Genomic DNA, 13,896 nt, shown 5'->3' on the forward strand with positions numbered 1-13,896 from the left:
ATGACGAGAATGCATCCGAACCCGGAAGTCAGGCTGGTATCTCACACTCGACAAGCTCAACAGAGACAATGGCCTGTAGAGCTGCCTGCAGCCGGGGTCTGGAAAATCACTGGTCCAGCGGGTTCCGGTGTCTCATCTTTTTTGATCGATACCACTGTGGAACGAGTGGAGCAGTGTTTAGCGGAAGGCAAAGACCCTTCCGGCATTGTGGTGATCGCGCCATCGAAAGAATCCGGCGCCCGGCTGCGGCGGGAATTGTCGGAGAAAGTCTCGCAATATTATTCGCAGGGGCCATTGGTTCGTTCTATCCACTCAGTAGCTTTTGGTTTGTTGCGCCTGGTTACTGATTTACCGCTACGGCTAATCAGTGGTGCTGAACAAGACGCGATGATGCGTGAGATCCTGCGCTTGCAAGCGCAGGAATACTCCGCGGCCGCTGCCGGAAGCGAGTCTGAGGTTGCTGTAAGTTCAGTAGATTGGCCCGTCGATGTGCGACCCGCCCTGAGCTATCTTGGTTTTGGCCGACAGCTACGGGATTTTTTGTTGCGGGCAGTAGAACGTGGAGTATCAGCGCAGCAACTGGAAGAGTTGGGCCAGGAATTTCAGCGTCCGATGTGGACGGCTGCCGCGCAATTTTTGCGGGAATACACGCAAATGATGGAACTAGAGGGCACCTACCGGTATTCGGCCGCGGAGTTGATGGCCGAAGTCTCGTGTAATTTAGATGAGATTCGGGAGCTCAGTCCATGGCACACCATTATCGTTGACGATGCCCAGTTACTTGATCCCACTGCTGGTCGCTTGGTGCAAACACTGATTGATGGTTGCGATCTTGCTGTTGTCGGCGGTAATAGAGAGCATGCAATCTTTCATTTCCGTGGTGCGAGCAGTGAATTTTTTGACCAGTTGCCGGCGGACCAGTCGGTGGAATTACGAGACATGCACCGCAGCCCACAACGTCGGGCTTTAGTGGCAGATTCCGGGACGGAAAACAGCGCTGCGGTGGTGGATGCAGTGCGGCGTCGTCATCTCGATGATGGCATCTCCTGGTCAGATATCGCTGTAGTAGTGCGCTCTTCCGCGGATATGGCAGGCATTCGACGGTCGTTACTGGCGGCTGGGGTTCCGGTGTATATCAGCCCCACCGATACCGTGTTGGCAGAACAACCCGTTGTTGCACACCTGTTACTAGGAATTAGGGCGCTGCAGGAAGATCTGAGCCGTGCAGAGATGGAAAAGCTGGTGCTTGGTCCGGTGGGCGGTGCAGATCCGGTTACTTTGCGTCGGCTGATACGTGGGTTGCGTCGTTTCAACCCGGAGCAACGCGGCATTGATAGCTTGGTGCATTTGCTGAGCACTGACGAAGCTTTACCTGATTTTGCCGAACTGCTTACAGAACGCGAAATTGATATTTTGGTGCGCATTCGTGGCGTAATTCAAGCTGGCAGAGAAGCACTGCAGGGCGGAAGCGTTGAAGACGTCCTGTGGGCAGTATGGGATGCCACCGAGCTATCTAGCCGTATGGCAGCGACTGCATTGCGTGGTGGAGCAGCCGGTTCGCAGGCGGACCGGGACTTGGATGCGGTGATGACACTGTTCGATACCGCGGGCGATTTTGTAGAACGCCGCCCGGACGCATCCGTAGAAACCTTCGTGCAGCATATTGTGGAACAAGAACTGCCTACTGGTGTGCGTGAGCGACGTGGCTCGCGCACAGATTCCGTGGAAATCGTCAGCGCACACGGGACAATCGGTCGTGAATGGGATACTGTCGTGGTCAGCGGCGTACAAGAAGGAAGTTGGCCAGATCTTTCAGAGACCGGATCGCTGTTCGGCCAGGAAGATTTGGTGGATTTCCTGGATGACGGCATCGCTCCCGACGAATATGTTTCACATGCCACAGACCGTTTGGGTGAAGAACGTCGTCTTTTCCGAGTAGCCACCAGTCGTGCTCGCGCGTTGCAAATCGTGACAGCGGTATACGCACCACATGCCGACGAAATTATTGAACCGTCCCGGTTTTTTCATGCTTGGTGCCTGAAATTTGATTTGGAACCAGAGCGGATAGTCTCGGCTGCTACCGCACAAGATCAGGAGGAGGCACTAAAGCGAGCAGCTGCTGCAGCTAAGGAGCCTTATGATGCAGAATCCGGTGCCGATACTGCAGGCGAGACGCACACCGGCGGGCTGACAGTACCTCGGGTATTGTCCGTATCGGCTCTGGTTGCTGAATTACGCCGCGTTGTGTGTTCTCCAGACTCCGGCGAACAAGAAACCCGACAAGCAGCAAGGCAACTAGCGCGTATGGCGGAAGCGGGGGTTCCTGGTGCAGACCCGGCACAGTGGTGGGCAGCCACCGAGACCGTTGCTGGGGAAGTGCCAAAACCCGAGAGAACCCGATTGTCACCGTCACGGATCCGTGGGCTGCTGGATTGCCCGATGCGGGAGGTCGTCGAAAAGCTGGGTGATTCCACCTCCACCGATGCCATGCGACAGGGCACATTGGTCCACGCTTATTTCGAAGCACTCGGGCGCGGGGTTGATCCTGAATGGGCACAGATAAAAACAGAAGCCGCATATCAAGAGATTTACCGTGGTCCTATATGGCGCCAAGCTGCTGAGAAGGCTCGATTTACGCAACTACTCGAACGCAGCAAAGCGTGGATAGTGAGCACACGTGATGCATTGGAATACGTAGGAAGCGAAGTTGATGTTTTTGTTGAAATTATGCCGGGAATTTCCATCGGTGGCCGAATCGATCGTTTAGAGAAAGACGAGGCAGGCAACTACGTGATTGTGGACTTGAAAACTTCGTCGTCCTCGGCAATGCCGAGTTTTCGCGAAACCGCGAAAAATCCCCAGCTAAGCGCGTACCAGCTCGCGTTGAGTAAGGGAAAGCTGATCACGAATCAGAAACAAGAAGTGCGTGTGGTCACCGGTGACGGGGTCGAGATCGGTATGGCGATGCTGCTATACCCAATGGGACGGACGAAAGCTGCCGGTACGCGGGAACAACCACGCTTGGACGAAGAACAATTACAAGAGTTTCAGGCACAGCTACCACCTTTGGTTGAGGAATTATCCGGGCCGACGGTCACGGCACGGCCCGGGGAGCATTGTGACTTTTGCTCACTGCGTCCAGTTTGTCCAGCGCAGGGAGAAGGGGAAGTGATCACCAATGTCTAATGCGACGCACACTGGGCACAAGAATTCTGGGATCGTCAGCCCGCAGCTGTTGTCGGAGATCTTGGGACAACGCTTTGCTCCGACAGAGCAACAAGCCGAGATTATTGGTGCGGAACCTGGACCACTGCTGGTGGTGGCTGGCGCCGGTGCCGGAAAAACTGAAACCATGGCAGCTCGCGTGGTCTGGTTGGTCGCCAACCGGTACGCCTTGCCCGAAGAAGTGCTTGGTCTTACGTTCACGCGCAAAGCATCACAAGAGTTAGCTAAACGTATCCGCGACCGGTTACAGGTGCTGCGTGACTCCCCACGCTTGCCAGAAATAGATCCGGATGGGAGCTTGCGTGCGAATCTGGAAACCATTGCGCCACGGGTGTCTACCTATGACTCTTATGCGGGGGATTTGGTGCGCGAATACGGTCTTTTGCTGCCGGTCGAGCCCACTTCCCGGCTGATTACTCGTGCACATTTGGTCTCCATCGCACAGTCCGTGGTGCGTAACTATGAGGGAAAATTAGAGACCGATAAAAAAGAATCCAGCATCGTTACGGAATTGCTGGATTTATTTGAACGCATGGCGAATAACCTGAGCTTCGCCGATGATTTCCGCGAATGTGCGCGCGCTTTCGCTGAGGTGGAATATTTGCCACGAGCACCACGGCAGCGGAAAGACCTTAATAAAGATGTCCAAAACTGGGTTGACCGCCAGCAACTGCGCATCGATTATTTGCCGATGATCGAGCAACTGGAACGCGAACTCATAGAGCGTAATGCAGTCACCTTTACCCAACAGATGTCCGCCGCGGCACAGTTAGCCCAACAGCATCCGTCAGTAGGCGTTTCACAACGACGGCAGACGAAGGTAGTCATGCTCGATGAATACCAAGACACTTCGCATGCCCAACGGGTCCTTTTGCGCAACTTGTTCGGTAATACCCCACACGAAGGATTGACGGTAACTGCAGTCGGTGACCCTATGCAGGCAATCTATGGTTGGCGTGGAGCCACCTCGGAAAACCTGGCGCAGTTCCCCCAGGATTTTCCAGTTGGAGCTGAGGGAGACCAGCTCGCTCCCAGCAAAGAACTCACCACTTCCTGGCGCAACCCATCCACCGTGTTAGACATTGCCAATACAGTGTCCCATGCCGTGTTGGGAACAGGCCCAGATCGCCCTGTCGCCCCGCTGGAACCACGCGCCGGGGCGGGAACCGGAGAGGTGAGTTTTGGGTATTGGCCGAATGCGGAGGAAGAAATTTCGTGGGTTGCTGGAAACCTGCACCAGAAATACCAGCAATACTTGGAGCGAAGTGAGCATGACCCACATGCTCGTTTCAGCGCCGCAGTACTTGTGCGGAAGAATAAGCAATCCGGGTTCATTGCAGAAGCTTTAGAAGAACAAGGTGTTCCGTATGAGGTAGTTGGCCTGGGCGGCTTATTAGAAATCCCGGAAGTTGCAGACATGATGGCGATCGCAACGATGCTGGTGCGGCCAGATGATTGGGCAGCAGCATTGCGCATCGTCTCTGGACCTGCGGTGGGGTTGGGGATGGTCGATATCAAAGCCTTGGCTGCTCGTGCGAAAAACTTGGCTGGTCGTTTGCGACAAGCAGAGGAGTCTACTTCGGGGACTGCCGAGGAAGCAGAGAAGTCTAGCGACATGCAAGCAGTAGATGAACCACAGTTGCCGGAAGACATACTGGAAGCACAATTAGCGCAAGCCCTAGCGGAAGAAGTTGATCACACAGTTGGCCTGACTGACGCGATTGCCGATCTTGGTGAGCCGGAACGCTATTCCGCAGAGGGATTAGAACGCATAGCTGAATTGTCCTCGAAGCTTCGTTATTTGCGCACCTATTGTCTGGGCAAGCCGTTGAGTGACTTGTTCGCTGACATCATTGATACCTTCCATCTCCGTACGGAAGTGCTCACACATCGGCGTGCGGGGGCAGTGCACTTGGACAGAGCCTTAGAAGCCATTGCTGAATTTGACGGTGAACCCCTCGCAGCTTGGCTTGATTATGCTGAGCTAGCGCGGGAGCACGAAGATTCGTTAGCACCGGGTGAGACACCGAAGGCGAACAATCGGGTACAGATTATGACTGCACATAAGTCGAAAGGCCTGGAGTTTTCTTCGGTGTATGTGTGTCACGCTGATTCCAGCACCTACAAGGCGCAAACTCGTACGTTTTTGACCGATGCTGCGCGTACTCCACATCATGATTGGCCGCAACTATTCGAAGCGGAAAATCGTAAAGAATTCCAGAACAACGGTGAGGCATTTGTTGCTGCGCAAAAAGGTGTGGATGCGGAAGAAAATTCCCGTTTATTCTACGTAGCATTAACGCGGGCTGAAGATGAACTGGTGGTCACAGGGTCGGAGAAGGACCCGTATGAACACTTTGCAGAGATGCATCGTTATGCCCAGCAGCGTGCAGAAGAATCCGAGCGGAAGGCAGAACAGCCACCAATCCGGATTGTGCATTGGCAGCTTGACGACGACGCCGATGAACTTCGGGACGTGACGGACGCTAAGGCTGTCACAGAGATGGGAGAAACCGGACCGCTCGATGGGACGACTCCTAATGAAGAGCGTGCCGGAGAAGTTCTAACCGGGGTCACTGCACAATTTCCGGCAGTACGCCCTCGAGAGGAAGTGCGGCGTGGCGCTGAGCTAGTGCAACAAGCAATGGGAAGCCTAGGAACTGATGAAGAAATCCCGGCACTAGGTGGTGAGTTGTTCTCGTTGTGGGAACGCGAAGCCACCGCGCTTATTGAAGAACACCGTGCGCTTTCTGCACCCATTGTTGATGTAGAAATACCAGGCGAGCTTACTGCGTCCGAGTTGGTTGCTTTGCGTGATAATCCGACTCAATTCGCTCGGAGACAACGTCGCCCGGTTCCGTTTAAGCCAAATGCTTATGCCAAGCGAGGTACAGCATTCCACCAATGGATCGAAGATCGCTATGGCGCCAACGCGATTTTGGACGAGACGGAGCTGCCAGGTAGTGAAGAAAACGTGGAAGCAGACTTCGACAAATTGAAAGATGCTTTCCTTGCTAGCGCCTGGGCGGATAGAACCCCGACGAATGTTGAGCAGGGCTTCGAATTTAGCTTGGGAAGTTCCGTCGTCCGCGGCCGTATGGATGCTGTGTTCGATTTGGGAGATGAATGGATGGTGGTCGACTGGAAAACCGGCAGGCCACCGCAAGGCGAGCAGATGCGTTCGGCGGTTATTCAGTTGGCGGTCTATCGTGAAGCATGGCAGCGCCTCAGTGGCACCGAAAAACCGGTACGTGCGGCGTTCCACTACATCATGGATAATTACACTTTCGAACCCAAGCAACTCCCAGATGCTGGACAGCTTGCGAGCATGCTGCAGCGCGAGAATGGGGCAGGAACTGCTGGGCACAGTGATAATAAAGGAAACTAGAACACAGCAATGCGCGGAAGAATCAGAGCGAAGCTGCGGCGATTTGAGCTTACTTCGCTGCCGAATTATGCCTTAGAGGATGTCATTCATATCCCCGAAGGCATGCGAACGCACCCATTTTTTCTGATCTTGCGCCGGTTCATGCTGGCAGCAGCTATCGTCACAGGCGTCGCTGCTGTTGTCTATATCGGACAAGAAGGTTACAACGAAAAACTCAATCTCATTGATGCGTTGTACTATTCGACTATTTCGCTGACAACGACCGGCTACGGCGATATTGTTCCTGTCACCACCGGTGCCCGTTTAACCAATATCCTTTTGGTTACCCCAGCCCGGTTAATGTTCCTAATTTTGCTCGTCGGCACAACCTTGTCTGTGCTGACGGAGCGCTCACGCAAAACGTTCCAGATTCAGCAATGGAGAAAACACGTGCACGATCACACAATTATCATCGGCTTTGGTACGAAGGGGCAATCCGCGATGCAGGCGTTGCTCGATGACGGTACCGATGTGCGCAATATTGTGGTTGTGGACCCAGAGCGTGCCTGCCTGCGCGTAGCAGAAGCACAAGAAGTGGTGACTGTGCAAGGCTCAGGCACCAAGTCGGATGTTTTGAAAATCGCTGGTATCGAACGTGCGAAAAACGTCGTTGTGGCCACCAATAGTGACGACACTAATGTCTTGGCCACTTTGTCGGCACGGGAAATGAATAAAAAGGCAAAGATTTCCGCTGCAGTGCGGGAGGTAGAAAACCGGCACCTCCTTTTGCAATCTGGCGCAAATTCCACTGTGGTTTCCTCAGAAACCGCAGGCCGTTTGTTGGGCTTGTCGACGTCCACGCCATCGGTGGTGAAAATGATGGATGATCTGCTTTCGCCCTCGGAAGGCTTCTCGGTCGCAGAACGCCCGGTTGCTAGCTATGAGGTTGGTGCCAATCCGCGACATTTATCGGATATTGTGCTCAGCGTGATTCGTAATGATCGGGTTTACCGTGTGGATATGGATGAAACCCTGGAGCTGCGTGCACAAGACCGTCTGCTGTACATCCGCAAAAGTGATGAGACAGAACGGAAGAAGCAGAACGAAAAACGCGAGATGGAACGTCTCGGCGGCAAAGCCAAGCAAGTGAAAGATAAATCGCACCGGGAATCTAAGAGTCGAGAAGTGACTGATACCTCCGGGGATTGCCACGGCCGCCATATTGATGAGCAGCGTGAGCTGAAAAGCAAAGAATCCGGTGGAAACGAATAGGGGGGTTAGCCAATGGTGAATCTGGATGTGTTGGATGACGATCAGCGTGCTGCTGCTACGGCGCCGCGGGGTCCGGTTGCGATCATTGCTGGCGCCGGTACTGGTAAAACTCGCACCATCACGTACCGGATTGCGCACCTGATTGATCAAGGCTTTGCCACCACTAACAGTGTGCTGGCTCTGACTTATACTTCCCGCGCAGCCGGTGAGATGCGTGATCGCCTTGCCAGCATGAATATCGGGGGAGTCCAGGCGATGACTTTCCACGCCGCGGCTCGGCGTCAGTTGCGCTATTTCTGGCCACAAATCGCCGGTGATGTGAAGTGGAAACTTCTGGACAGCGCGTTTCCCGTTGTTGCTCGCGCCGCCCGCTCGGTAACGAATGCGCCAAGCAAAGACACTATCCGCGACTTGCTCAACGAGATCGAGTGGGCGAAATCCAGCCTGTTGGGTGCGGATGGCTATGCCGCATACGTTGACAGCACTGACCGCACTCCACCGCTGCCCGCGGAACAAGTGGCGGAGGTGTACCGGCGCTACGAGCAGCTGAAAACCAGCGACGAGGGCATGCACCTGGATTTTTCGGATCTTTTACTGCACGTTGCCGGCGCCATGGAAAATGCTCCAGCCGTGGCCGAAGAATTCCGGCAGCGCTACCGCACTTTTGTCGTTGATGAATATCAGGACGTTACGCCGTTGCAGCAGCGGGTGTTGGAAGGTTGGTTAGGCGATCGAGACGATCTCACCGTCGTTGGTGATGCGAACCAGACTATTTATTCATTTACCGGCGCCACGCCACAGTACCTGCTGGATTTTTCGCGGCATTTCCCCAACGCGCACGTCGTTAAGCTGCAAAGAGACTATCGTTCCACCCCGCAGGTCACTACTTTGGCAAATCAGGTGATTGGTGCAGCGAAAGGCCGGATCGCTGGCACACGCCTGGAGTTACAAGGTATGCGTGAACCCGGCCCAGAGCCGATATTTCGTGAATTCGAGTCTGACCCAGCGGAAGCCCGTGAGATTGCTGGGCAGATCCTCACGTTGCTAGACCAAGGTGTGCCAGCTAAAGAAATCGCTGTGCTGTATCGCATCAATGCCCAGTCCGCGGTGCTGGAGCAAGCTCTTGCCGACGCCGGCATTGCGTACCAAGTTCGCGGTGGCACGAGCTTTTTCGAAAATCGCGTGATCGTTGATGCCATGCAGCAGCTAATCCGTGCCAACCTGCAAAACGATCTGCCACCGGACCCTGTTGCTATTGCGCGGGCGGCGTTAGCGCCACTGGGCTATTCGACGCAAGAACCCGATGGTGCACAAGAGCGTGAGCGTTGGCAATTGCTCCGTGCTTTGGTTGACCTCGTGGAAGATATTGTGCAGCTGCGGAACACGGACTCCTTAGAAGTCGTATTGGGTGAGCTGCGCCGCCGAGCCGCGGATAAACAACCTCCGGCCGTCGACAGCGTGACGTTGGTGACCTTGCACGCGGCGAAAGGACTGGAATGGGATGCCGTCTTTTTGGCGGGCCTTACCGAAGGATTATTGCCGTTTCGCTACGCGATTGATGCCGGTGATGAACAGATTGAGGAAGAACGGCGTCTGTTTTATGTCGGTATTACCCGTGCACGGAAACACCTGGCGTTGTCCTGGGCGCCTGCCCGGCAAGAAGGTGGCCGCGCAAGCCGCAAACGAACCAGGTTTCTGGATGGCCTAGTCGCGCAGAGCACCCGTGAGGAGCCGTCGGCGGCTCGGGTGCGGAAGACGAAAAAATGCCGGGTGTGTAGGGAAGCATTGACCACCCCGGGCGAGAAAGTCGTGGGTAGGCATGCAGAGTGTGAATCGCCTGGAAACGAAGACCTCTTTGGCCAGCTGCGGGGCTGGCGGGCGCGGGTAGCCAGGGAAGAACAGGTCCCGGCGTATATTATTTTTTCCGATGCGACTTTGCAGGCAATAAGTGAAGCATTGCCGACTACGGTGGATGAGCTTTATGCGATCAGCGGAATAGGCCAGAAAAAGGCTGAACTGTTTGGGCAGGATCTGCTCGATATCGTCCGTCAGTATGCATAAAACATTCTGGGCAACGTGGATGGTTGTCAACGATGCGCTGTTGCGGGCGGGCATAGGGATCTAATTCGTAGAGCTGGCCGGGATGAATCCTGTGTGGGGAAGCCCCGGGTGGTGGGCTGAGCTGGTAGAAGCTCTCCAAAGTCACGATAACGTGTGCGACCGCGGAATGCGCAGCTGCAGTGGGGAAGTGTTGCATACTGCCGTCGGCGATTTTCTTTCCTTTGTTTGCTTTGCTGCCTGGTGACGCTGTGCTTCCCGGACTTGTCTGATGTGACCGCAGACCTTGGGTCGCAGCGTGCCACGTGGGGTCGCGGTCGGTGCGATGTAACTCCATGCATAGTGGGCACGGACCCATCGCGTTGATATGAATAGGGCCGACGACACCAGTGGCATCGATTAACGAGACGGGAATCCAGGTACGAGCCATTGCTAACAATAGCGGTGCCATAGTGGTGGTCTCTGCTAACCGGTCAACCACGAGCACTGGAATATTGTTGTCTTGGGCATTTTGCATGCTGAGATAGGTTTCTTCTGGTTCGCCTGGCAAAGGCGAGCGCACCAGAAAGTCGGCATCAGTTAATGCGTTGCGCAGCATTGTTGCCAAAAACCCGGTACCGAGGACAATTACTGGCCGGGATAGCGCTGGACGAATGATGCCGTAGGCCAGTAAATCGTCGAATAAACTGTGCGCCGCAGGCTGGGTTAATCCAGCACTGTGGCTGGCGATGGAAAAATCCTTGCGATTAAACACATGCGGAAGTTCATGCAAGCTTGTGGCTAATGTCTCTGGCCGTGTGGTTTCGATGATGCCCACGCGGGTGGAATCCACCCCAAACTGTAGGCAATTTTCATTACGTTGGACAACGCGCACACCGGGCGCGAAATAAAACCGGTGTTGCTCGTCTCCCATACAATCCCCCCGAGAGTTGTGCGGTTTAACTCACACCATATTAGCGTGAACCGTCTTGGTCGTTGTTTCCCTCAGAATCGGCACCGTCGCTGCTGTTTTCAGCACCGTTGTTTTCGGTGCTGTTGTTTTCAGCGCTGCCGCTTTCTTCGTGGCCGTTTTCGTCGCTGCCGCTTTCTTTGACGTCCTCACTGCGCAGCATCTCTTCCAGCTTCGCGAACTCGGCCTCGAATTCCTGGTCGTCACTGTCATCTAATAAACCATCGATGAATGCGGCAGGATTATCCAAGTGTTCTGGTTGCGGCAAAAAGTCTGGGTGTTCCCAAACTGAGTCCCGCCGATCGATGCCCACTGCAACGGTGGAACGACGCCACAATTCCGCAGCGTCGGTTACTCGCGGTGCGCTGAGTTCAATACCAACAACTTTTTCGAAGGCTTTTTCTGCTGATCCCCCGGAAGCGCGGCGGCGGCGCCATGCTTCGGCCATGGCCTGGGTAGAAGGAATACGGTCCTGTAGCGCTTCGCCAACGATGAATTCGACCCAGCCCTCGATAAGAGCCAATAAGCTTTCCAAGCGCGCGACGGCCGCTGTGTTGCGTGAGGTAATCCGAGGGGACAAGTCCATGCCCTGCAGATTCTGCATCGCGTCTTGAATTGATTGCGGGTCACCGGATTCCAGGTTCAGATCGCGCGCGGCCTCTTCGATATGGCTGGTATCGATAACTAAGCCCACTGCATATTCCTCGACGGAAGACACTAGGCGCTCACTCAACCACGGAACGTGTTTGAACAGGCGCTGGCGGGCGACTTCTCGTGCGGCGATGTAGACCAAAACTTCCTGGCCTTTCACGTTGAGATCACGCGCGACGGATTGGATGTTATGCGGCAAAATCGCTGTGGTGCCTGTCGGCGCAACCGGCAAGCCGAAGTCCGAACCTGTCAGCGCCTGTTGTGCAAGGTCGCCCAACGCATGGCCTAACTGCATGCCGAAGTTCATTCCGGAAAGCTGGTTCATCATATTCGACATTGGGCCCATCATCTGCCGGGCTTCTTCCGGTATCGAATCCAGCTGAGCCTTGTTCATGTGCTTGGCTACTGGATCAACAAAGCGTTTCCACATCGGAAGAGTCTGCTGTAGCCAGTCTTCGGCGTTCCAGGCAACCATCCGGTTTTCTGATGTGGGCAAGTTGGTGGAATCGTCTAACCACAGTTCGGCTAGCCGGGCTGCTTCTTCTACCGCTTTGGTGTCTTGGGTAGAAATTTTTGTTGCAGATTTGATTTGCTGGCCGGCGATGCGCTTGGCCATGTCGTAATTGACTGGGGAATCGTCGCTGCTGTTGTTCATCGACGAGCCCATGCCAGACAACATCTGGCCGAATTGGTTCAGCATATCGCCGAGACCACCGGCGCCACCGTGCCTGTTGTGGTTACGGTCATCGTCGTCATCACCGTTGCCACTGTTGGGAAAGGAAAATCCGAATCCGTTAGTCATGTCTCCAACTTACAGAAGATGACGTCGGCTTCGCTTGTGGCAGGCTCCGGAAATCGCAACGCTGACAGCGAACAGGGTAGTCTGTGAGTCGTGAATGATGCTGCCAAGAAGAACGATGCTGACACCACGAAAAAACCTGGATTGGGCTCGGTTGCGTTGGGGGCAATTCCCGTGGTCATCCTCGGTGCGTTGGTTAGCATGGACCATATTCCCGGCACCAATATTTCCTTGGCGGTTCCTTATGCTGCTGAAGGTAAAGGCCCCACGTTTAATACTTTGAGTGAGGTCAGCGGAACCCCGGTGGTTGCTGTTGAAGCCGGTGAAGATTTTACGGTGGACGAAAACCCCGCAGGTAACCTGAACATGACGACGGTTTCCGTGCGCACCAATATGACTGTTGCACAAGCTTTTGGGCGGTGGATCGGGTCTGGTGACACGATTGTGCCGATCGAGAAGATTTATCCGCCAGGCACCAATCGTGAGCAATTCCAGGAACAAAACGAGGCAGCGTTTACGGCTTCGGAAGATGCGGCCACGGTGGCGGCGTTGAACTATTTGGATATTCCGACACGCACAGCGATTGCCCAAGTATTGGACATTTCTGCAGGTACCAAGCAGCTTGCCGACGGCGACGTACTAGTGAAAGTCGACGGTCGCAAGGTAACTGCTCCCGAAGATGTGCAAAATGCGGTGCGTTCGCATAAGCCGGGAGAAACTATCCGTTTGGAGTTTGAGCGTGATGGTGAAAAACACGACGAAGACGTCGAACTTTTAGAAAACCCACATGCTAAGGGCGAGGCATTGCTGGGAATTACCATGACCTCGGTCCCGGATGCTGACATTAATGTCACGTATAACTTGCAAGATGTGGGTGGTCCGTCGGCAGGCATGATTTTTTCCTTGGCAGTGATTGACAAGCTCAGCGAGGGTGACCTCACAGGCGGGAAGTTCGTCGCTGGTACGGGAACTATCTCTGCTAGTGCAAAGGTCGGGCCTATTGGAGGGATTGCGCACAAGGTAGCGAAATCACACGAGGTGGGTGCAGAATTGTTTTTGGCGCCCACAGAAAACTGTGCGGAAGCCGTTCGCGCCGATCACGGAGACATGGTTATCGCGAAAGTTGACACCCTGGATGATGCCATTGCGGCGATGGATGCCTTTGCCCACGGTGGTGAAGTCGAGACCTGCGCGACGGAGCTATAAAAACTGATTTCTGCCAGGGGAATTGGTTAGTTCGCCAACCCTAATTCTTTGATTTTTTGCTCCGGTTCTTCCGCATCACCAGAAATCATGTGCTGCATAACCAGGCCGGATTCGGTGCTTACCACCGTGATGATCACCGTGGAACCCAACGAGGACCAACCGACGACGCGGTCACCGGAATCGTCCACGACCTGTGAGGTGCGCAGCTCGGTTAGCGTTTGCAGCGTAGAGACAGCCTTGGATTTTGATTCAGTGAATTGGAATTGTCCCACCGAAGCCCCGGTGCAGTTGTAGTAGCTTTGCATGCCGACGGCCTCGCAGGTGTCGAATTCTTCGAATAAGGACCGTGGAACCAAGGAACCGAAAATT

The 13,896-nt window shown here is 54.6% G+C and carries 8 protein-coding genes; 5 read left to right on the forward strand and 3 right to left on the reverse strand.

All coding sequences use genetic code 11. From position 1 onward, the window contains the following. The 4 genes from L9H78_RS02870 to L9H78_RS02885 are packed head-to-tail and all read left to right on the forward strand — an operon-like array spanning position 1 to position 9,925. Complete coding sequence (locus L9H78_RS02870) at positions 1-3,186, forward strand: ATP-dependent DNA helicase (protein WP_249618404.1); 3,186 nt, start codon at positions 1-3, stop codon at positions 3,184-3,186. Beyond that, complete coding sequence (locus tag L9H78_RS02875) at positions 3,179-6,613, forward strand: ATP-dependent helicase (protein WP_249620433.1); 3,435 nt, start codon at positions 3,179-3,181, stop codon at positions 6,611-6,613. The genes L9H78_RS02870 and L9H78_RS02875 overlap by 8 nt, the downstream gene beginning before the upstream one ends. A 9-nt stretch (positions 6,614-6,622) precedes the next feature. Next, a complete protein-coding gene (locus tag L9H78_RS02880; protein ID WP_249618406.1) occupies positions 6,623-7,864 on the forward strand; it encodes a potassium channel family protein in 1,242 nt (413 codons plus the stop codon). Between the two features lie 12 nt (positions 7,865-7,876). Beyond that, on the forward strand, positions 7,877-9,925 hold the full coding sequence (locus L9H78_RS02885; RefSeq protein WP_249620434.1) for an ATP-dependent DNA helicase UvrD2: 2,049 nt from the start codon (positions 7,877-7,879) through the stop codon (positions 9,923-9,925). Here the strand turns inward: L9H78_RS02885 and L9H78_RS02890 are convergent. Beyond that, positions 9,852-10,835, reverse strand: coding sequence for a hypothetical protein (locus L9H78_RS02890; RefSeq protein WP_249620435.1), 984 nt, complete (start codon positions 10,833-10,835; stop codon positions 9,852-9,854). The two genes, L9H78_RS02885 and L9H78_RS02890, sit on opposite strands and share 74 nt — an antisense overlap. Positions 10,836-10,875: 40 nt before the next feature. Continuing rightward, on the reverse strand, positions 10,876-12,324 hold the full coding sequence (locus L9H78_RS02895) for a zinc-dependent metalloprotease (RefSeq protein ID WP_249620436.1): 1,449 nt from the start codon (positions 12,322-12,324) through the stop codon (positions 10,876-10,878). A gap of 90 nt (positions 12,325-12,414) precedes the next feature. Here L9H78_RS02895 and L9H78_RS02900 point away from each other — a divergent pair, with 90 nt between their 5' ends. Further along, positions 12,415-13,527, forward strand: coding sequence for a YlbL family protein (locus L9H78_RS02900; RefSeq protein WP_249620437.1), 1,113 nt, complete (start codon positions 12,415-12,417; stop codon positions 13,525-13,527). A gap of 26 nt (positions 13,528-13,553) precedes the next feature. Here L9H78_RS02900 and L9H78_RS02905 read toward each other — a convergent pair whose 3' ends face one another. Then, the gene (locus L9H78_RS02905; RefSeq protein WP_052013833.1) at positions 13,554-13,883 is read right to left on the reverse strand and encodes a hypothetical protein; all 330 of its coding nucleotides are present in this window, start codon (positions 13,881-13,883) and stop codon (positions 13,554-13,556) included. Positions 13,884-13,896: the final 13 nt, after the last annotated feature.

Source organism: Corynebacterium pseudodiphtheriticum (assembly GCF_023509295.1).
In the GTDB taxonomy this organism is placed as follows: Bacteria; Actinomycetota; Actinomycetes; order Mycobacteriales; family Mycobacteriaceae; genus Corynebacterium; species Corynebacterium pseudodiphtheriticum.